The organism is Burkholderia sp. WP9, from assembly GCF_900104795.1.
Lineage (GTDB): Bacteria > Pseudomonadota > Gammaproteobacteria > Burkholderiales > Burkholderiaceae > Paraburkholderia.
Window position 1 is genome coordinate 233,593 of sequence record NZ_FNTG01000002.1, and the last position, 20,692, is coordinate 254,284.

At 65.9% G+C, this 20,692-nt stretch carries 14 protein-coding genes and 2 riboswitches; of the genes, 6 read left to right on the top strand and 8 right to left on the bottom strand.

Features of this window, described 5'->3' with window-relative positions; translation table 11 throughout:
* Positions 1-11: 11 nt before the first annotated feature.
* From BLW71_RS22365 to cobW, 3 genes are read right to left on the bottom strand one after another with little or no spacing between them, the layout of a single operon-like run.
* Complete coding sequence (locus BLW71_RS22365) at positions 12-1,070, bottom strand: magnesium chelatase ATPase subunit I (protein WP_091801647.1); 1,059 nt, start codon at positions 1,068-1,070, stop codon at positions 12-14.
* Positions 1,067-4,870, bottom strand: coding sequence for a cobaltochelatase subunit CobN (gene cobN / locus BLW71_RS22370; RefSeq protein ID WP_091801650.1), 3,804 nt, complete (start codon positions 4,868-4,870; stop codon positions 1,067-1,069). The genes BLW71_RS22365 and cobN overlap by 4 nt, the downstream gene beginning before the upstream one ends.
* A 6-nt stretch (positions 4,871-4,876) precedes the next feature.
* Positions 4,877-5,968 carry a cobalamin biosynthesis protein CobW gene (gene cobW, locus BLW71_RS22375; RefSeq protein WP_286162074.1) on the bottom strand — a complete coding sequence of 364 codons (1,092 nt, stop codon included), beginning with the start codon at positions 5,966-5,968 and terminating at the stop codon, positions 4,877-4,879.
* Between the two features lie 219 nt (positions 5,969-6,187).
* Positions 6,188-6,468, bottom strand: a riboswitch (cobalamin riboswitch).
* Between the two features lie 67 nt (positions 6,469-6,535).
* Positions 6,536-6,786, top strand: a riboswitch (cobalamin riboswitch).
* Between the two features lie 240 nt (positions 6,787-7,026).
* Between cobW and cobA the strand changes: the two genes are divergently transcribed.
* The 5 genes from cobA to bluB are packed head-to-tail and all read left to right on the top strand — an operon-like array spanning position 7,027 to position 10,853.
* Entirely contained in the window at positions 7,027-7,800 is a 774-nt protein-coding gene (cobA, locus tag BLW71_RS22380) for a uroporphyrinogen-III C-methyltransferase (protein WP_177205179.1), read from the top strand.
* Complete coding sequence (locus BLW71_RS22385) at positions 7,797-8,204, top strand: cobalamin biosynthesis protein (protein WP_091801658.1); 408 nt, start codon at positions 7,797-7,799, stop codon at positions 8,202-8,204. The genes cobA and BLW71_RS22385 overlap by 4 nt, the downstream gene beginning before the upstream one ends.
* Positions 8,205-8,251: 47 nt before the next feature.
* Positions 8,252-8,854, top strand: coding sequence for a cob(I)yrinic acid a,c-diamide adenosyltransferase (gene cobO / locus BLW71_RS22390; protein ID WP_091801661.1), 603 nt, complete (start codon positions 8,252-8,254; stop codon positions 8,852-8,854).
* Between the two features lie 3 nt (positions 8,855-8,857).
* Positions 8,858-10,210 (top strand): cobyrinic acid a,c-diamide synthase CobB, encoded by a 1,353-nt coding sequence (locus BLW71_RS22395; RefSeq protein ID WP_091801664.1) that lies wholly within the window; start codon positions 8,858-8,860, stop codon positions 10,208-10,210.
* Entirely contained in the window at positions 10,194-10,853 is a 660-nt protein-coding gene (gene bluB / locus BLW71_RS22400) for a 5,6-dimethylbenzimidazole synthase (protein WP_091801667.1), read from the top strand. Before BLW71_RS22395 ends, bluB begins: the two co-directional genes overlap by 17 nt.
* A 10-nt stretch (positions 10,854-10,863) precedes the next feature.
* On the opposite strand, the gene BLW71_RS22405 is transcribed toward bluB, so the two are convergent.
* From BLW71_RS22405 to BLW71_RS22420, 4 genes are all read right to left on the bottom strand, one after another.
* On the bottom strand, positions 10,864-11,508 hold the full coding sequence (locus tag BLW71_RS22405) for a DUF4136 domain-containing protein (protein WP_091801670.1): 645 nt from the start codon (positions 11,506-11,508) through the stop codon (positions 10,864-10,866).
* A complete protein-coding gene (locus BLW71_RS22410; protein ID WP_091801673.1) occupies positions 11,505-13,997 on the bottom strand; it encodes a CHASE2 domain-containing protein in 2,493 nt (830 codons plus the stop codon). The genes BLW71_RS22405 and BLW71_RS22410 overlap by 4 nt, the downstream gene beginning before the upstream one ends.
* Before the next feature lie 66 nt (positions 13,998-14,063).
* Positions 14,064-15,515: a FecR family protein gene (locus BLW71_RS22415; RefSeq protein WP_091801676.1), complete on the bottom strand. Its 1,452-nt coding sequence runs from the start codon at positions 15,513-15,515 to the stop codon at positions 14,064-14,066.
* Positions 15,512-16,249, bottom strand: coding sequence for a response regulator transcription factor (locus BLW71_RS22420; protein ID WP_091801678.1), 738 nt, complete (start codon positions 16,247-16,249; stop codon positions 15,512-15,514). The genes BLW71_RS22415 and BLW71_RS22420 overlap by 4 nt, the downstream gene beginning before the upstream one ends.
* Between BLW71_RS22420 and BLW71_RS41080 the strand changes: the two genes are divergently transcribed.
* Positions 16,196-16,651 carry a hypothetical protein gene (locus BLW71_RS41080; RefSeq protein WP_143048388.1) on the top strand — a complete coding sequence of 152 codons (456 nt, stop codon included), beginning with the start codon at positions 16,196-16,198 and terminating at the stop codon, positions 16,649-16,651. The genes BLW71_RS22420 and BLW71_RS41080 overlap by 54 nt on opposite strands.
* Before the next feature lie 502 nt (positions 16,652-17,153).
* Here BLW71_RS41080 and BLW71_RS22425 read toward each other — a convergent pair.
* Positions 17,154-20,612: a DEAD/DEAH box helicase gene (locus tag BLW71_RS22425; RefSeq protein WP_091801681.1), complete on the bottom strand. Its 3,459-nt coding sequence runs from the start codon at positions 20,610-20,612 to the stop codon at positions 17,154-17,156.
* Positions 20,613-20,692 lie beyond the last annotated feature (80 nt).

Consider the following 20,692-nt stretch of genomic DNA (forward strand, 5'->3'; position numbering starts at 1 on the left):
CTTCCGATGGCTCAGCGTTTTTTTGCGCTGAGCGGTATGACGCCTTTGACCTGCGTGGTGGCGGCCGGCTCGGGGGCAAGATAGCCCCACTCGCTGTCGCCCGCCGCGTCAGCCGGCGGCGCATTGCCTTCCGCAGACGCAGACGGCCGCCCCGCGCCGCCGCCTTGAGAAGCGTCATTCTCACGCGCGTCACGACGCGCATGGGAATCACGAGAATGTCGCCGATGAATCAACACCGCCTCGGCAACCCGATCGACATGCTCCGCCGTCACCGCAGCCGCCTGCTCGAACGCCGCCAACGCCCGCGCCGCGCGCAGCATCACGAGATCGGCGCGCAAACCGTCCACGGCGGCGTCGATGCACAACGTGCTGACACGCGCGTGCACGGCGTCGTCCAACGCAAGCTGCGGCAGCGTGGCGCGCGCCGCTCGAATCTGCTGCACATAAGCCGCCTGCTGCTGCGCATAACCCGCACGAAACCCCTGCGGATCGAGATCGAATGCCAGCCGGGCTTTTACGATCGCCTGCCGCACATGCTGCTCGAAGCAGTTCTGCAACTCGACCATCAAGCCGAAACGGTCGATCAGTTGCGGCCGCAGCTCGCCCTCTTCAGGATTCATCGTGCCGATCAGCACGAAGCTCGCGTCGTGGCTATGCGACACGCCATCGCGCTCGACGGTATTCACGCCGCTTGCCGCCGCATCGAGCAAGGCGTCGACGAGCGCGTCCGGCAGCAGGTTGACTTCATCCACATACAGCACGCCGAGATGCGCTTTCGCGAGCAGACCCGGCAAGAAGCGCACCGAGCCGTCGCGCAGCACCGTTTCGATATCGAGCGTACCGATCAAGCGGTCTTCACTCGCGCCAAGCGGCAAATTCACCAGTTGCCCCTCCGGCAACAACTCGGCCAGCGCCCGCGCCGCCGTCGACTTGGCCGTGCCTCGCGGCCCCGTCACCAGCACGCCGCCCAGCGCCGGATCGATAGCGGCCAGCAAGAGCGCCTGCTGCAAGGGTGCCTGGCCGATCAGCGCGGCAAAAGGAAAAACAGGCCGCCGGGCTGCTGAGTTCATGTTTGCATTCCTTCAATCTGTTGCTCGCTCGCGAGCAGATGCTGTTCCACTTGCGCGCGATAGTCGCCGGGCGTCTGCCACAAACCGCGCTGCATCGCTTCGAGCAGGCGCTCGCAAATCGAATGCAACGCGTGCGGGTTATGTCGCTGCAAGAACGCGCGGGTGTCAGCGTCGTTCAGATAGGCATCGGTCACGAGCGCGTACTGATGATCCGCGATCACGCGCGCGGTCGCATCGTAGCCGTACAGATAATCGACGGTCGCGGCGATTTCCGCCGCGCCCTTATAGCCGTGACGCTTCACGCCATCGAGCCATTTTGGATTGACCACCCGCGAGCGGATCACGCGGGCAATCTCCTCATGCAGCGTGCGCACACGCGGCGCGGCCGGATTGCTATGGTCGGCGTGATATACGCTCGGCTGATCGCCGGCCAGATGCCGTACCGCGGCGACCATGCCACCCTGGAACTGGTAGTAGTCGTTCGAATCGAGCAGATCGTGCTCGCGGTTGTCCTGGTTCTGCAGCACCACGTCCAGCGCCGCGAGGCGCGTGCCGAACGCGTGACGCGCTTCTTCGCCCGCGCTCTTTTGCGTGTACGCGTAACCGCCCCACGACTGATAGGCGTTCGCGAGATCGGCGTCGGTCTGCCATTGCCGCGAGTCGATCATGTCCTGCAGTCCCGCGCCATACGCGCCGGGCCGTGCGCTGAACACGCGCCAGCCGGCGCGCTTGCGCGCCTCGGCGGCGTCCATGCCGCGCGCAATGAGCGCATCGCGCTCACGCAGCACGCGCGCGCGAATCGGATTCAGGTCTTCGGGTTCGTCGAGTTCCGCGACCGCCTGCACAGCAGCATCGAACAGATGCATCACGTTGGCAAAGGCATCGCGAAAGAAACCGGACACACGCAACGTGACGTCGATACGCGGCCGGTCGAACACCTCGATCGGCATGATTTCGAAATCGGTCACGCGGTGGCTGCCGGGCGCCCACTTCGGCCGCACGCCCAGCAACGCGAGCGCCTGGGCGATATCGTCGCCGCCGGTGCGCATGGTCGCGGTGCCCCACACGGAGAGGCCGATGGCGCGCGGATAGTCGCCCTTCTCCTGCAAATGCCGTTCGATCAGTTGCTGAGCGGACTTCAATCCCAACGACCAGGCCGCTTGCGTGGGGATCGCGCGCGTGTCGACCGAATAAAAGTTGCGACCGGTGGGCAGCACATCGGGCCGTCCACGCGATGGCGAACCGCTCGGTCCCGGCGGCACGAAGCGCCCTTCGAGACCGCGCTTCAGATGAAGCATTTCCTGCGGGCCGCAGGCGTCGAGCCGCGGCAGCACATCGGCACGCAGTCGCCCGATTACGCGCGCCGCTTGCGGCAAGTCGGCAGCAGGCGACGCCGAAGAGGCCGCCTCCTGATCGCCGCACACGCCGCGCAACAACTCGGCCGCCAGCAACTCCAGCCGTTCACGCGTGTCGCCGCAGTGCCGCCACGGCGCATCACTGACAGTGCGCAGCACGTCGGGGCGAGGCCCGTCCCACACCGCCGACCAGTCCACCGACAACGGATCGAACAAATGGTCCATCTGCAGATCGCGCGCCAACGCATCGATCAGGCCGGCCTTCGCGCCTTGCCCGTCGCCGACAGGAAAACGCCCAAGCGCCAGCAATGTATCGCGCCGTTGCACACCGTCCGGCGATTGCCCGAACGTATGCAAGCCATCGCGAATCTGCGCTTCCTTCAACTCGCACAGCCATGCATCGACGCGCGTGAGGAGCGCGTCCTCATCGTCCTGCCCCGTCGGCGCCGCGAGGCTCAACTCCTCGTGCAGCTTATGTTCGACGATGGTCGCCAGAATCGTGCGCCGTAACAGCTTCGAGCGGCGCGGGTCGACCATCAGCGCTTCATAGTATTCGTCCACCTGCCGCTCGAGGTCCTGCAACGGCCCATAGGTCTCGGCGCGCGTGAGCGGCGGCATCAGGTGATCGATGATCACGGCCTGCGCGCGGCGTTTCGCCTGGCTACCCTCGCCCGGATCGTTGACGATGAACGGATACAGATGCGGCATCGGCCCGAGAATCAGATCAGGCCAGCAGGCAGCGCTCAACGCGACGCTCTTGCCAGGCAGCCACTCCAGATTGCCGTGCTTGCCGACATGCACGATCGCGTCGATGCCGAACTGGTGGCGCAGCCAGAAATAGAACGCCAGATACGCATGCGGCGGCACGAGGTCGGCGTCGTGATAGCTGGCGTAATCGCCCTGTTCGCGCGAACGCGCGGGCTGAATGCCGACGAACACCTGCCCGCAACGCCAGCCCGCGATCATGAAACGGCCGCGCCGCACCGTCGGATCCTGCTCCGGTGCGCCCCAACGCGCGTTCAACGCCTGCCGCGCCTCGAGGGGCAACGCATTGAAGTGCGCGAGGTAATCAGCGAGCGCGAGGCTTTGCAGTGCGGGACGCAGATCGCGCACCACCGGATCGTTGGTCACGCCCTCGGTGAGCTTCTTCAGCAGCGCGTCGCCGTCGGCGGGCAAGTCGGCGAGACGGTAGCCTTCGTCGCGCAGCATCGACAGAATGCGGACCACCGAGGCCGGCGTATCGAGTCCCACGCCGTTGCCGATGCGCCCTTCGCTCATCGGATAGTTGGCGAGAATCAACGCGACTGTCTTGTCCGCGTTATCGAGTGAACGCAGACGGCACCAGCGTCGGCTCAATTCCGCGAGAAACGCCACACGCTCGGCGTCCGGCTGATACCGCACCACGTCGACCTGAGTATGCGGACAACGGTATGCCAGCCCCTTGAAGCTGATGGCGCGCGTAATGATGCGGCCGTCCACTTCCGGCAGCGCGATATGCATGGCGATATCGCGCGAATTGAGGCCGTGATTGTCCTTTTGCCAGTCTTCACGATTGCCGCCGCTCAGAATCACCTGGAACACCGGCGCGTCGCCGGCAAGCGCGAGCGGCTCCGGGTCGTCGATCGCGGACGCGGCGAAGGCGGTCGTATTCAGCACCAGCGCGGCATTGTGCTCTGCGCACAGCGATTGCACGACTTCGCGGCTGAACGCGTCTTTGAGCGAGGTAATCGCGACCGGCAACGGATTCAGGCCTTGCGCTTCGAGCGCGTCGATCAGCGCGTCGAACACGGCCGTATTGGCCGCCTGCAGATGCGCCTTGTAGAACAGGATCGCCGCGACCGGCGCATCCGGTTGCCAGCGCGCCTGCCAGTCGGCGATAGTCGGCGTGTCACGCCCGGGATGATAGAGCGTCGCGGCAGGCAACGCGCGCGGCGGCGCAGGCTCGCGTCCCCAGCCGAAGGTCCGGTGCGCGATACAGCGCAGGAACGCCTCGGCATTCTGCGCACCGCCCTCGCGCAGATAACGCCACAGTTGATGGCACAGATCGGCGCTTGCAGTACTGCGCGCGAGCAGGTTCGGATCTTCCTGCAAATCGCCGGAGAACATCGCGAGCGTCTGCTGCTTGCGCTCGGCGAGCGCCACCACCTGCTCGATACCGTAAGGCCAATACGCTTCGCCGCCGAGGTGATCGACCACCACCACACGCGCGTGCTGCAAGACGTCTTCGACGTAGAAATCGACCGAGGCCGGTTGCCGCAAATACGTGACGTTCGCGAGCCGCACGCTTGGGAAACCTTCACCCATGCGCGCAATCACGCTCGCGAGCAACGACAGCGTGGTATCGGCGGAGCTGAGCACGACGATGTCGGCGGGCTGCTGATCGATACGGATCACGCCTTGTGTATCGTCGACGAAACCGCCCGGCGTGGTGCGCAGCAGATGCATGAGCGCTTACGCCTGTTGCGTTTCGACGCTCGACGGCACGCCGAGCGCCACGTCGAACGCACGCTGCAACGCGGCCTGATCGAGATCCTCGCCAATCAGCACGAAGCGGCTCGGGCCGCTTTCGCCAGCCTGCCAGCGTCGATCGAAATAGCTGTCGAAGCGGCGGCCCACGCCCTGAATCACGAGGCGCATCGCCGCGCCCGGCAGCGCCGCGAACCCTTTGACGCGGTAGATCGTGTTCGTTTCGACGAGCCCTTGCAGCGCAGCGATCACTGCTTCGCGCGAGAGCGCATTCGCCTGCACGACCACCGAATCGAATTCGTCGTGATGGTGGTCGGCGTCTTCGGCGGAACCGTGGTGATCGTGGCGCAGGTGAATCGTGTCTTCCGAGGCGGCTTCGAGCCCCAGTAACGTATGCAGATCGAGCCGGCCCATCTGCGCGCGCACGATCTTCACTTGCAGCGGAATCTCTTCGCGAATCACCAGCTCGACCGCGTTTTGCTGCGCGTCGTCGAGCAAATCGGTCTTGTTCAGAATCACCAGATCGGCGGCGGACAACTGATCTTCGAACAGTTCGTGCAACGGTGATTCGTGGTCGAGATTCGGATCGGCCTTGCGCTGTGCATCCACGGCGACGGGGTTGTCGGCGAACTGACCGCTTGCCGCAGCCGGGCCGTCCACCACGGTGACCACGGCATCCACGGTAAAGCTGTTCTTGATCTGCGGCCAGTTGAACGCCTGCACCAGCGGCTTGGGCAACGCAAGCCCCGACGTCTCGATCAGCACGTGATCGATCTGATCGCGGCGCTCGACGAGTTTTTCCATCACCGGAAAAAACTCTTCCTGCACGGTGCAGCACAGGCACCCGTTGGCGAGTTCAAACAGTTGGCCTTCGGTTTCGACGCCGTTTTCATCGCAACCGATTCCGCAACCCTTGAGAATTTCCCCGTCGATACCGAGTTCGCCGAACTCGTTGACGATCACCGCGATGCGCTTGCCGCCCGCATGCTGAAGAATGTGCCGCAGCAGCGTGGTCTTGCCGCTGCCGAGAAAGCCCGTGACGATGGTGACGGGGATCTTGCGCATTTGAGTTTGCATCGTGAGGTCCATCCGTAGGAGTTGCACGTGCACGCCGGCGTGTTTTTGTGTGTCTGTCTGCGCGTCTGCGTGCATCGGCCGGGTAGCCGGGTAAGCGGCGCGTAAGCCCAGCGAGCCAGAACGACAACACAACACGGGGACGAACGACGGGTTGCCGCGACAACAGAAAAACAGGAAGCGGGAATGAGATCATGAACGCACCGCCGCATCCCCGCGGCGTTCGCCCTTCGTATTCTGGCCGGTATCCGGGCTGGCGAAAGCGCCGCTTCCCCTTCCCGGGCGAGTGATTTCTCGCCCAGTGGTGATATGCCGACGCGGCCTTGCGCGTGGACATCGAAGCCGGCTCCGTGGCGCTAAGGAACTTACCGTAGCATCACATTTCGCTTACCGTTGCGGGGGCAGCACAGGTTGACCCGATCCATGGCAGGCGGGCACCCTGTTTCCCGTTTAACTGCATGCGCACGAGCGCGCACACGAGCACCAAAGTGCGTGCGAGTGTAGGCCCGCGGCCCGGTGCCGTCAAGGAAACGCAAGCCGCAAGCGCTTATCGGGCGGGACGCCATGTGCTATCGTATGCGCGCGTTTGGTGCCCGCACATGCATTCGCGTGTGCAGTTAAACGGGAAACAGGCCGCGCTTTATGCGCTCAACCTGTGCTGTCCCCGCAACGGTAAGCGACCTGCGGCGCGATGTCTTTCAGCTCGCGCCGCGCATGCGTTTTTTCGATGCCACTGTCCATGACATTCCAACGAATGCGGACGGGAAGGCAAAGCGCATGAGGCCGCCAGCCCGGATACCGGCCAGACGCGGAGGCGGCGAACCTCAGGGCAACATCACGCCGCCGGCCGCCGGAATCCGCGAGGGACGGATGTGAAGGCGCTGAAGCACGACGTGGCGCATCCGTTCGTCGATCCGTTCCCAAAGGGACCGTGACGAGCCGCGCGTTTCGCCGTGCCTGAATCCGTAGCACTGCATGCCCCCAAAGTCCGTCATCCGGCGCGCCTGCGCGCTTCGCCCCTTTCCGCCCGTCACGACATGGCGCTCGCCATGCACGTCGCGATGACCCGCGCCTGGCTGATCGGCGCCGGCCCCGGCGACGTCGAACTCATGACCCTCAAGGCGACCCGCGCATTGGCCCAAGCCGATGTTGTGCTGGTCGACGACCTGGTGAATCCCGACGTGCTGCAGTTCGCGCGCGCAGACGCGCAGGTCGTCTACGTCGGCAAACGCGGCGGCCATCCGTCCACGCCGCAGGCCGGCATCGTCGCGCAGTTGCTCGAACACGTGCGGGCCGGGCGCAGCGTCGCGCGCCTGAAAGGCGGCGATCCGTTCGTGTTCGGCCGGGGCGGCGAAGAACAGCAGGCGCTGCATGCGGCGGGCGTCGAGGTGGAGGTCATCAACGGCATTACGGCGGGCATCGCCGCACCCGCGGCCATCGGCATTCCCGTCACGCACCGCGATCACGCGCAAGGCGTGGTATTCGTCACCGGGCACGGCGCGGGCAGCGGCGAACCCGACTGGGCCGCGCTCGTCGCCACGCGCATGACCCTCGTGATCTATATGGGCATGCGGCGGCTGCACGATATCGTCGACGCGTTGCTCGCGGCCGGCATGAGCGCCGACACGCCATGCGCGGCGATCGAATCGGCCACCCGTCCGGAGCAACGCCATGCGCTCGCGCGGCTCGGCGAGTTCGCCGACACCGTCGCGCGTGCCGGACTCGGCTCGCCGGCGATCGTGGTGATCGGCGGTGTGGCGTCGCTCGCGCTGGCGCGCGCAGCGGCGCGGGCCGATGACGAAGCGCCTTGCGCAGACGGCGCGGCTACACAATGAAGACGCTGAGCGTGGGCATTGGTTGCCGTGCGCACAGCTCGGCCGAACAGATCGACGCGGCGGTGCGCGCCGCGCTCGGCGCGCATGCGTTCGATGAAATCGGCACCGTAGCGTCCATCGATACCAAAGCCCACGAAGCCGGCCTGCTCGAATTCTGCGCGCGTCATGCGCTGCGGCTGACATTCTTCGGCCGTGAACGGATCGCTGCGATGCCCGTGGCGGAGCCTTCGGCGGCAGCGCGTGAGCACCTCGGCGTGGATGGCGTGTGCGAGCCGTGCGCGCTGCTTGCCGCGACGGACGGACTCGGTGAATCCACCACGTCCGCAGCGCCTCGAGCACGGCTCCTCGTGCGCAAGACCGTCCATGCCGGCGTCACCGTGGCGATCGCCTCGACCACGGCCTAGGCCCAACGCGAACACCCAAACAACGACACTCAGGAACAGAACCTGCCATGAAGACCGATCCCGAATCACATCAACGCATGACCGAGCGCCGACGCGAAGGCCACGAGAAGAAACAGGCCAACGCCACCGTCGAAAAAGGCCTGCTGATCGTCAACACCGGCACCGGCAAGGGCAAAACCACCGCCGCGTTCGGCATGGCCGTGCGGGTGTTGGGCCACGGCATGCGCCTTGGCGTCGTGCAGTTCATCAAGGGCGCGCTGCACACGTCGGAGCGCGACTTTCTCGGCGCGATCGCGAACTGCGATTTCGTCACGATGGGCGACGGCTACACCTGGAACACGCAGAACCGCGACGCCGATATCGCGACCGCGCGCAAGGGCTGGGACGAAGCGCGCCGCATGATCGAAAGCGGCGAGTATCAGATGGTGATCCTCGACGAGCTGAACACGGTGCTCAAGTACGAATACTTGCCGCTCGACGAAGTGCTCGCGGTGCTGAACGCGCGCGCGCCGATGCTGCACGTGGTGGTGACCGGCCGCCACGCGCCGGACGCGTTGATCGAAGCCGCCGACCTCGTCACCGAAATGCGCATCGTCAAGCATCCGTATCGCGAGCAGGGTGTGAAAGCGCAGCGCGGCGTGGAGTTCTGAGCGATGTCCGCGTCCCCCGAGGGCACCTCGGCCGGCGCGTCTTCAAAAGAGACGTCCTCCAGCGCATGCCCCGCCCTCTTCATCAGCGCGCCCGCGTCGGGTCAAGGCAAGACCACGATCACCGCGGGTCTGGCGCGCTACCATCGGCGGCTAGGGCGACGCGTGCGCGTCTTCAAGACCGGACCGGATTTTCTCGATCCGATGATTCTGGCGCGCGCAAGCGGCGCGCCCGTCCTCTCGCTCGATCTGTGGATGGTGGGCGAAGCCGCCTGCCGCAGCCTGCTCGCGCAAGCGGCCGCCGAAGCCGACCTGATCCTGATCGAAGGCGTGATGGGTTTGTTCGACGGCACGCCGAGCAGCGCCGATCTCGCCACCACGTTCGGCGTGCCCGTGCTCGCGGTGATTTCGGCGAAGGCAATGGCGCAGACCTTCGGCGCGGTCGCCTTCGGTCTTGCGCAATTCCGGCCGCAAGTACCGTTTTACGGCGTGCTCGCCAATCGCGTCGGCTCCGCGCGGCACGCGCAGATGCTCGAAGAAGCCTTGCCGCCGGGCCTGCGCTGGTGCGGGCATATTGCCGCCAGCGATGAAATCGCCTTACCCGACCGTCATCTCGGCTTGCACCAGGCGGACGAAATCGACGATCTCAACGCGCGCCTGGATCTCGCCGCCGATACGCTCGGCCGCACCGCGCTGTGCGAACTGCCGCCGCCGGTCGAGTTCGGCGCGCCCGTGCCGCACGTGCTGCCACGTCTGCTGGAGGGCAAGGCGATTGCCATCGCGCGCGACGCCGCATTCTCATTCATCTATCCGGCCAACGTCGCGCTGCTGGAAGCGCTCGGCGCGCGGATCGACTACTTCTCGCCGCTCGCCGACCAGCCACTGCCCGAACACGCGGACGCGCTGTACCTGCCCGGCGGCTACCCGGAACTGCACGCGGCAACGCTGGCGGCCAACACGCGCAGCGCCGCGAGCATTCGCGCGCATGCGGCCGCGGGCAAGCCGCTCGTTGCCGAATGCGGCGGCATGCTCTATCTGCTTGACCGCCTCACCGACACGCAAGGCGTCAGCACGCCGATGCTCGGCCTGCTGCCAGGCCACGCCACGATGCAAACGCGCTTCACCGCGCTCGGCATGCAACGGATCGACAGCCTGCACGGGCCGATGACCGGCCACACGTTTCACTACTCGAAGCTCGACACCTCGCTCACGCCTCTGCGTTCGGCCATCCGGCCGCAAGGCGACGCGCCCGGCGAGGCCGTCTACCGCACAGGTTCGATCGTGGCGAGCTACATGCACGCTTATTGGCCCTCCAACCCGGCCTTCGCGGCCGCCCTGTTCCATGGCGAAGCCTTTTGACGATTTCGAGCGCGACGCTGTCTACCGCGCCATTTACGAACGCCGCGACATGCGCCATTTCGTGCGCGATCCGGTCGACCCCGCCGTGCTGCAGCGCCTGCTCGACGCGGCACATCACGCGCCGAGCGTCGGCTTCATGCAGCCGTGGCGGATCGCGCGAATCACCGATCCGGCGCTGCGCACGGCCTTGCATGACACGGTGGAAACCGAACGCCTCGCCACCGCCGACGCGCTCGGCCAACGCCGCGAAGCGTTCATGAAGCTGAAAGTGGAAGGCATGCTGGACTGCGGCGAACTACTGGTGATGGCGCTGATGGACGGGCGCGAGCGCCATATCTTCGGCCGCCGCACCTTGCCGGAAATGGACCTCGCGTCGGTGGCGTGTGCGATCCAGAACATGTGGCTCGCGGCCCGCGCGGAAGGTCTGGGAATGGGCTGGGTGTCGCTGTTCGATGTCGACGCGGTTCGCCAGCTACTGCACATGCCGGAGGGCGCGCGGCCCGTGGCGATTCTGTGCCTGGGTCACGTCGACCAGTTCTACGACGAGCCGATGCTGGAAACCGAACGCTGGGCGAGCCGCCTGCCGCTCGCCGACTGTGTCTTCGAAAACCGTTGGCCGCAAGACCGCGACGCGCCGGAGTGATCGTGGCGCACTACGGTTGCAGCGGCTTCACCGACATCACCGTCGGCACGCCGCTCGTCTCGTCAGCACGCAGTTTCACGCGCCAGTCGTGCGGCGCGTCGAAGGGAAACCTGGCCAGCGCGCTTTTGACGAGCGCCGGCATGGCATGCAGCGGATCCGCGTCGCGATCGCTGCTCGACGCGCTGACTTTATAGACCTCCCGCCCGCTCGCGCGCTCGAAAAACCGCAGCGTCAGCGCGTGCCGATAGACAGGGCCGCCGAACAGCGAGAACGGTGCATCGGGCGCTCGTTCGCAGGCGCCCGGCGCGCAGCCTTTTTCACTGACGCCGATCGTCGCCGGCCGCGTGTCGTAAGCAATCGAGAGCAGATAACGCGCGGACCGATCCGCCGTTTCAACGAAGCCCTGCTTTGCCAGTTCATCCGCCAGCAAGCTTTCGAAGCGCGGATGATCCGCGCCGGACTCCTGCGACGGCATGCGCGTGATTGCATAGGTCCGCTCGCCTTGCAGCGCGGCGGCGGCGTTCGAGGTGTCGGCGGTATGCACGTCGGCGCTCAGGCCGGCGCAACCGGTCAGACTCGCCGCGGCCAGCGCGGCACAGAACAGGATGGCTTTCACGATCTTCTCGCTTCGATAAGGTGCATAGTCATACGTCACGTGCGCGGCGTGAGGAAAGCGCCGGATTGCGCGTCTTCGAGCACCGGCAGACGGATCGTGAACGCCGTGCCCTGACCGGGTTCGCTCGCCACCTCGACATCGCCGCCATGGCGCGTGACGACCGTCTTGACGAAGGCCATGCCGAGCCCCGCGCCGCCCACCTCCGGGCGCTCGGCTTCGTGGAAGCGCCGGAAGCGCTCGAACAGGCCCGCCTGCTGTTCCTTCGGAATGCCGTAGCCCTGGTCGCGAATCGTGCACGACACGCGCCTCGCTGCACCCGGCACCGCCTTCGGTGTCGGGCTCGCCACGCTGCATACGATCCGCGTATCCGGCGGACTGTATTTGACCGCGTTGTTCAGAATGTTGACGAGCGCGCGCGTCATCAACGAACGGTCGGCGCAGATCCAGTGGTCGTCGTCATCGGCGCCGGTCCCGTCGGCCGCGCCGGTCTCCGTGAGCAACGTAATGCGCTTGGCGTGCGCCTGCGGCCAGACTTCGTCGCTGGCGTCGATCAGCAACTCGTTCAGATTCACCGGTTCCAGCACATAGGTTTGCGATTCGGCGCGCGCCAGTTGCACGAAGTCGTCGGCCAGCGTGAGCGCGCGCTGCGCGTAGCGCTCGATGCGTTCCAGCAAACCGCGCGCGAGCACCGGCTCGCTACGGGCGCGTTCGATCTCCACCAGCGCGAGAATCGACGCCTGCGGCGAGCGCATGTCGTGCGACAGGAGCCGCAGCGCGTCTTCCCGTTGACGCTCGGCCGCATGCAGGGCCGACACGTCGACGAGACCCGCAATCCAGCCGGTGGTCTCGCCCTGCTCGTTGGTGCAGTTCGCGTAACGCAGCAAATGGTCGCGCTCGCGCGCGTCGCGCACTTCCACGCCGTGCGCCATCAGCGCGGCGAATTCATGGCGCGCCGGATCGAGCGGCGCCGGCCAGTGCGCGCGCGCGAACAGATTGTTTTCGGCATCCGACGCCGCGTCGCTGTCGATCGTCTTCACGAGCGTCAGGCCGCCCAGCACGGCCTGCATCGGGCGGCCTTCGGGCAGCGGCGCGCCCAGACGCGCGAAATGCGCCTTGGCGGCATGGTTAGCGATCAGCACGACGCCGCGCACGTCGCTGACGAGGATCGGCTCCGGCATGCTGTCGAGGCTGTCCCACACGAAGCGCTTCATGTCCTGCACACGCTGCGCGGCCTGCGCCATCAGCGCCATGTGCTGCTCCAGCACGTCGCCGCCGAACTCGCGGCGGCGCTGCGGCGTTTCCGGCAGCAAATGGGGTTCGTCGGCGAGACGTTGCAGTTCTTCGCGCAGATAGGCCATGGTCATTTCGAGGCGCCGCCAGTTCCAGATCGGATAGACGGCCACCACGCCGACGATCGCCGGCACCGGCGACATCCAGAGCCGCGCGCCGTAGAGCAAGGCGGCGCTGCCGGACGCCGCGAGCAGGCACAGCGCGCCGGTCAGCAGCAGCGAACGGCGCGGCGACAACACGAGAAAACCGGCCAGCAGCGCGGCGAGCGGCACGAGCGACACCGCGAATAGCGCCCAGCGCGCGACCGGCTCGATCTCGCGGCCGGTCAGCAGCGTGTCGAGCACGTTGGCATGGATATACACGCCGGGCAGCGGCCCGAGCTCGCCGGACACCGGCGTCGCAAAGCGGTCATACAAACCGGACGCGGTCACGCCGATCAGCACGATGCGGCCGCGCAACTGCTCCGGCGACACGTCGCCGGCGAGCACGCGGGCAAAACTCAGCTTCGGATAGTTCTGGGCGTTCGGACCGAACGGGATGAGGAAACGGCCGTCGTCGCCGTTGTCGGGTGAGGCCGCAGCCGAAACACGAGCGGGCTGTCCGCCATTCAGGTGCAGCACGCCATGCTCGACGGCCTGGGCGACCGGCAGCATCAATTGCGGCCAGCGCGAATCGGCGTCGCCCTCATATTGCGCGACGCTGCGCACGATTCCGTCGCTGTCGACTTCGAGATTGATATGACCGAGCCCCGCCGCCGCATGCGCGAGCGGCGCCACCGGCTCGACCACGGTGCGGCGCCCGGCGCTGTCGGGCGCGCCGAGCAGCACCGGCAAATACGTCGGACTCAGCGCGATAGCGCGGGCCAGTTCGGCGTCTTGCGCATTGGGCTCGGTGAACAGCACGTCGTAGATCACCGCGGCGGGATTCGCTTTCGCGATCTGTTCGAGCAGCTTCGCATGGACACTGCGCGGCCACGGCCAGCGGCCCAGTTGCGCGATGCTCGCGTTGTCGATTTCGAGCACCACGATATCGCGCAGCACAGGCTGTGCGCGCAGGCTCAGAAAGCGGTCATAGACCAGATGATCGACGCTCGCGCTCAGACGGCCGAGCGAACTGAGCAGAATCACCACGACGCCGAGGCAGCCGATGCCCGCCCATTCGATCAGGAAGCGGCGGCCGGCGCGCCGTCCGAGACGGGCGCGCGGATCGAGGCTCAGGCGCGTAGGAGTGGTCGGCAAAGCGTTGTTCGGTTCGAAGCCAGGAAGCGGGCTGATGAATTGCTCAGCCCCGTGAATCTATCAGCGTCAGCGCGCAAGCGTAAACGAGCGCACGGCGCTGCTCTTTTCGTAGAGGCGGCCGTTCTCGAACTGCTCGGCGACGATCGTCCAATAGTAATCGCCGACCGGCAGATCGCTCACGACCAGTTGGCCGCCGGACAAATCGGTGCGGTCCACGAGCGGATGGCGCAGATCGGCCGTCGTCGCCAGCACGAAACGGAAGCGCGTCTCGACCGTGGCGCGACTCACGAACCAGCGGAACTCATAGTCGCGGCTGCCGGCGCGCTGGCCGGCCGAGGCGGCCAGCCCAAGCTGACGGCGCTCGAACGCATACACCTGCGGCAGTCCTTCGAGTCCGTTGCCGTCGATCGCGGCGATGCGCACGAAATAGGTGCCGTCGGGCAAGTCGCCGAAATCCGCGTGCGGCCCGCTCGCGCGCAGATCGCGGATCAGGTCGAGCTGGTCGGCGTCGCGTGCGATCTGCACGCGATACGCCACGGCGTGCTCGGCCGGAACGAGGTCGAACGCGACCGTCTTGCCGTCCTGCACTTTGCCCGGCTGCGCGAGCGCGGGCGCGGGCAGCAGTTCGACCGGCCCGCCGATCGTCTCGCCTGCCCGCGTCACGCTGCCGAAGCGCGCCTTCACGAGCTGCGCGGAAGCCTGCAGCGGCACGCCCGGCGGCGGCGGAACGCGCCCGCCGAGCGCGGCAGGGTCGACGCCGACCGCTCCGTCCAGCACTTCCACTGCGGTGATTCGCGCGTCGCCATTGTAGGCGACCTTGAAGCGCGTTCCGCGCACGCCGGCCACGACGGATGGCGAGCGGATCTGGAAGCGGTCGTCTTTTTTCGTCGCATGCGTGACCTGGCTCTCGACTTCGCCGCTGCGCAATTCGAGCACGCGATCGCTGGCGCCGGTCAGCGTGGTGCGCCGTAGCGTGCTGACATCCAGCAGGCCGTTCTGCGCTACCGTGACATGCGAGCCGTCGGGCAATTCCAGCGACACAAAACCGTTTTCGCCGGTGCGGATGCGATCGCCTTCGCCCAGCGTCGCGCCTTGTGCGAGCGGCACGTAGGGATTCTTGCCGAACGCATGCTCGACCGGGCCGCTCGTCGCAATCACGCGGGCCGATTCCTGTTCCTGTTTGAGCTTGTCGGCAGGCAGGCGCAACACGACGCCGGCCGGCATGCGGCGCGGCGCGGGCACATGATTCACGCGGCTCAACACAGCCCAATCGTTCGGATCGCGCAGATAGTGGCCCGCGATGTCGTACAGCGTGTCGCCCTCGTGCGTCACATACGACACGTACACGGGCGCCGCGGCTTTCGCACGCGGCTTCGGCGCACGCATCGACTGCGCAACCGATGATGCCGGCGCGAAGCAGGCCATCGCGAGCACGCCGGCGACCGCGAGCAACGCGCCACCGCGGCGGCCCGGCGAAACCGCGCTGCCGCGCGGCGCCACACCGGCGCACAACGTCACGCGTCCCCCGCTTCAGGGCGTTGGCCAAGCGCCGCCGACGGCGCGGCGGATTCGATCCGCTCCAGCCGGTAGCCATAGCCGTAAATCGGCGTCAGACGGTAACCGTGCTCCGGGCGCAAACCGAGCTTGCTGCGCAGCATCGATACGTGCGTGTCCATGGTGCGCGACGGAATGTCGGTCGCCTGCTTCCAGATCACGTCGAGAATGTGCGCGCGCGAGAGCGGCCGGCTCAGATGCTGGAACAGCAACAGCGCGAGGTCGAATTCCTTCTGCGTGACGGCAACCGCCGTGCCGCGCACCACCACGTGCTTCGCGCCCAGATCGAATTCGAATTCGCCGAAAACTTCCTTCACCGCGGCCGGCTTGAGGTGATAAGCGCGGCGCAGCAAGGAGCCAACTCGCGCCAGCAAGACCGCGGCGGAAACCGGTTTGACGACGTAGTCGTCCGCACCCGTGTTGAGAATCGACGTGATGTCGGTTTCACGGCCGCGGCTCGTCATGAACAGCACCGGCAGGCGCTCGGAAAGACTTTCCCGCACCCAGCGCAGCACCTCTTCACCCGACATGTCGGGCACGTTCCAGTCGAGCACCAGCAGATCGAACGTCTGGCGCCGCAACTGCCGCACCAGTTCGCGACCCGCACCGTATGCGTGACAGATGTGGCCCGCCGCCGACAGCGTTTGGCAAACAAGGTCGGCCTGAGCCGAATCGTCATCCAGGACAGCAATTCTCATAAAACCCCGCAACGCGACATCGTCGTTCGTAACTGGTGGCCGGCTGACCGGCAGATGACCGGGATGGCGGCGCAAGCACCGACGATCCTGCTTCCAATTTCATCTTCGGCGGCACATTTTTCGACTTGTGGTCCTTTGCCTTGCGCCCTGTTCGATCCCGCCTCCGTCTCAAAATTAGCGCGCAGTGTTCGCTTTATCGCGCCGCGTATCGAGGGGCAGGTCATCATAATCGAAAAAACGGCTGTTCTTTTCCCGGATAAGATCACGCGAATCTCCGGTCAGGCGATGCGGTTGTTCAACCATCCCAGCATTTTCAGCGGCACAGTCGCCCGCTGCGCCGTGTCTGTGTGCATCGACCGCAAGGGTCGTCGTTTTCAGCGGCTGGTCTCGCCCGCACGGTAGTTGGCCCCGTTCGCCGTTGTCTTTCTCAGGCTGCGTCCCCCACTTGGGAAACCGCGATTTGACAATTTGCGAGTCAGTATAGAAACAGTCTCAAAATAAATCGTTTAAAGATTGTTAAGCCGTGGTGTGATCTGGGAAAAAATGCGGCGTCCCTTCTTTCCAAGGCCGACGCCGCTCAAAACACTACACGCTCGCGGGGGTCTAACCGCACGAGTGACCCAAAAATAGCCGCGCCGAAATTGCAGCTCAAGATGAAAAAACTGCCTTTGTAACGTGGCTTCAGGTAGCTATTACGCAAACGATAATGGGTCACGCATAGAAGCGTTGTGTCGTCTCACTCTGAAAATGATATGAATTGAAGCGGCGGCAACAGCGCATTTACAGATGCAGACGATTTGTTACAGAAGTTGTCGATTGCCGGAACGCCGCGGCAACGCAGTACGTCGTACGGCAAGCGAGTGTCAGGCGACAGCGTTGACGGCATCGCCGCGAGCGCAGCGCGTTATCTGCCGCCTTCGATTTCCGGCATCGGCGCGAACAGCGCGTCGAGGTCGTCGTCCGAGAACTTGGCGGCGCCGGCGGCGTCTTCGGAAAGAATGCTGTCGGCCAGTCCCGCCTTCTGCTCCTGCAACTCCACGATCTTTTCTTCGATGCTGCCCGCCGCAATCAGCTTGTACACGAACACGGGCTTGTCCTGCCCCAACCGATGCGCGCGGTCCGTTGCCTGATTCTCGGCAGCCGGGTTCCACCACGGATCGTAGTGGATCACCGTGTCGGCGGCGGTCAGGTTCAGGCCCACGCCACCGGCCTTCAGGCTGATCAGGAACAACGGCACCTCGCCTTGCTGGAAACGCTCTACAGGCGTCACGCGATCGGCCGTATCGCCGGTGAGCACGACGTACGGAATGGCGGCTTCTTCGAGCGCTTCGGCGATCAGCGACAACATGCCGGTGAACTGCGAGAACAACAGCACGCGGCGCCCTTCCTCGATCAGTTCCGGCAGCATCGACAGGAGCAGGTCGAGCTTGGCGGAACGCATGGCGCGCGCGCCCTTCTCGACCTTATCCACTCTGTCGCGCGAGTCCGGCCCCTCGCCCGCCTCGCCGGTGGTCTTGAGCGTGCGAACAAGGCGAGGATCGCAGCACACCTGGCGCAGCTTCAGCAACGCATCGAGCACGATGATGTGGCTGCGCGCGAGACCCTGCGCGCTGACCGCCGCGCGCACTTTCTCCTGCATTGCCGTGCGCACGGTTTCGTAGAGGTCGCGCTGCGCGCCTTCCAGGTCCACGGAGCACACAATCGTGGTCTTGGCCGGCAACTCTTTGGCGACTTCGTCCTTGCGACGGCGCAGCATGAACGGCCGGATGCGCCGCGCGAGCAACGCGCGGCGCACGCCGTCGCCGTTCTTCTCGATCGGATTGCGCCAGCGTTTGGTGAAGTCTTTCTGGCTGCCGAGAAACCCCGGCAACAGAAAATCGAACTGAGACCACAGCTCGCCGAGATGATTCTCGAGCGGCGTGCCCGTCAAACACAGCCGATGCCGCGCGCGCAAACCGCGAATGGCCTGCGCGGCTTTGGTGGTGGCGTTCTTCACGTACTGCGCTTCGTCGAGAATCAGCAGGTGATACTCATGCTCGGCGAGCACCTTCTGATCGCGCCACAGCAGCGCGTAGGTGGTCAGAATCAGTTCGTGTTCGCCGATCTGCTCGAAACGCTCCTTGCGCTGCGGGCCGTTCAACACCAGCACCTTCAGTTCGGGCGCGAAGCGTCGCGCTTCCTCGCGCCAGTTGTGCACGAGCGTGGTCGGCACGACGATCAGCACGGGTCGGTTCAGACGCCCCGCTTCTTTCTCCGCGAGGATATGGGCAAGCGTCTGCACCGTCTTGCCCAGACCCATGTCGTCGGCGAGTACGCCGGCGAGATCGTGTTCGCGCAGAAACTGCATCCAGTTCAAGCCCTGTTGCTGATAGACGCGCAGTTCGGCCTTCAGGCCGCGAGGCACCGCCACCTCGCGCAGCCCCGGACCGGCCTGCAGACGCTGCGCCAGTTGCCGGATCGAATCTTCGCCGCGAAATTGCCAGCGGCCGGTGCCGTTCAACGCCTCCAGCCGGCCCGCGTCGACGGACGCCACACGCAGCGGCGCACCGTCGGCGAGCGAGCCGCCGAGCGCGTCGAACAGATCGACGAGCACGCGCACCACCGGCTTCAGACGGTCGGCGCGCAAGCGCAAACGCTTGTTCTCCTCGGTCTTCAACTCGATCGGCTCGTCGTCGGCAATGGCTTCGAGCGCGCCGCTCAGCCAGCGCCGGTCGCGCCGGAACAGGTCGGCAAGCAGCGGTTCGAGCCGCACGTTGCGCTCGCCGATGCGGATACCCATCTCCAGATCGAACCAGCCGTCGCCAGCCTGATGCGCGGTGCCTTCGATCGCATCGATTTCGATGACGTTGTAGCGGAACTCGGGCGCCATCGTCACGCGCCAGCCCTTGCTCACGAGCTCCGGCACGGCGTCGTTGACGAACGCGGTCCACGCCTCGGCATCGGGCAGGCCGAGCATGGTGTCGGGCAGCAGGCGCGACGCGTAGACGCGGCTGGTCGGCACCTTCTGCAAGCCGGTCTTGCGCAGTTCGAGCAGACGCTTTTTCTCGGCCTCGTAGCGGCGGCGGATATGAATCACGTCGCCGCCCGGCATTGGCACGAGCGTCACGCTGCTGTCGACATTGATGCTCACGCCGTCGTAATCGAAACTGACGCCCGCCAGCTCGACCGCTGCGGATTGACGCAAGCCCGCCTTGCTCGTCGCCGACGGCAGCGCGTGGCTGTTGAGCGTGAGCACCGGCACGGGATCGACGTCGATCACGCGAATCGCGGACGCGTCGTGCGTGGGCGGCAGCGGCAACTCGGGCGCGATCTCGCGCAGCACCGAGGCGACCAGCGGCGCTTCGGCGAGCGAGATAGGCGGCATGGCGAGGTAATCCGGCAACTGCTGGAACGGCAACGACGATTGAACGATGCCAGCTTCATTCGCGACGCCGTCCACATACCAGACCGGTTCGGTGGGCAGCACCATGCTCGCGCGCGGCTCGGTGCACAGCACGGGCCGCAGGCGCTCGTCAGCGAGCGGCTCCCATTCGATCCGGCCGGGCCGGTCGGCGCCGCGCGTGAGCGGCGCGGGTCCGTCGTGACCGGAGCCGGGCGTGAAATCGAAGAACAGCCGGCCGGTTGCGATCAGCTTCTGCAGCATCTCCGCACCGCTCGTGCCGCGCAGGATGAACTGTCCGAAGTCCTCGCGTGAGCGGCCGAGCCACAGGCCGCGCAGGATCGACAGGTCTTCGTCGGAGACGAACTTCGGCTGTTTGAGGAGCGCCGCTTCCACATTGCCCCAAGGTTCGTCGACCGCGATGATCGCGCCGTGCGCATCGCAGCGCGCGCGGTACAGCACGACCTCGTGGCGCATGTGGAAGCTGGACCAGTTCAGCCGGTAAGCCAGGGTCTGCGAGCGCGGCGCACTCGCCTTCTGGGCGTCCGCATCCGCAGCCTCGGCGCGGGCGCGAAAACGTTCGAGCCAACTGACCAGTTCCGGCCGCACGCCTGACGGCGGCCCGACGTTAGCCATCGGCGCGCCCGGCAGGTCGCGCGCGGTATCGCCCTCGTCCGGCTCGACGTGAGTGATATGGTCCATCTCGTCGTGATAGTTCAGCTCGGCGAGCAGCAACGCGGCAACGTGCTTGCAGTTGCGGCCGACCGGACAACTGCAATCGCCCTGCGCCCAGGGCGAACCGCCATCGGTACGAAAGCGCACGCGCGTTTGATAGGGAAGCCGCTGCGTGCCCTGCACGTCGCCGCTCAGCGTGGCGCCGTGCCATTTCACATGGGTGACGGGGCCGACCGAGCGCGCCTTGGCGACGGTGTGGTCCCCGAGCCATTCCGCAATGCGTTCCCGATCAAAGAAAACTGACGACATCGGCGTCCATTCCTATTCAAGCCGGCAAAGGCAAGCGCGCGCGGACAGGATCACCCGGGCGGAGCGTGGGCGGCGCCGGC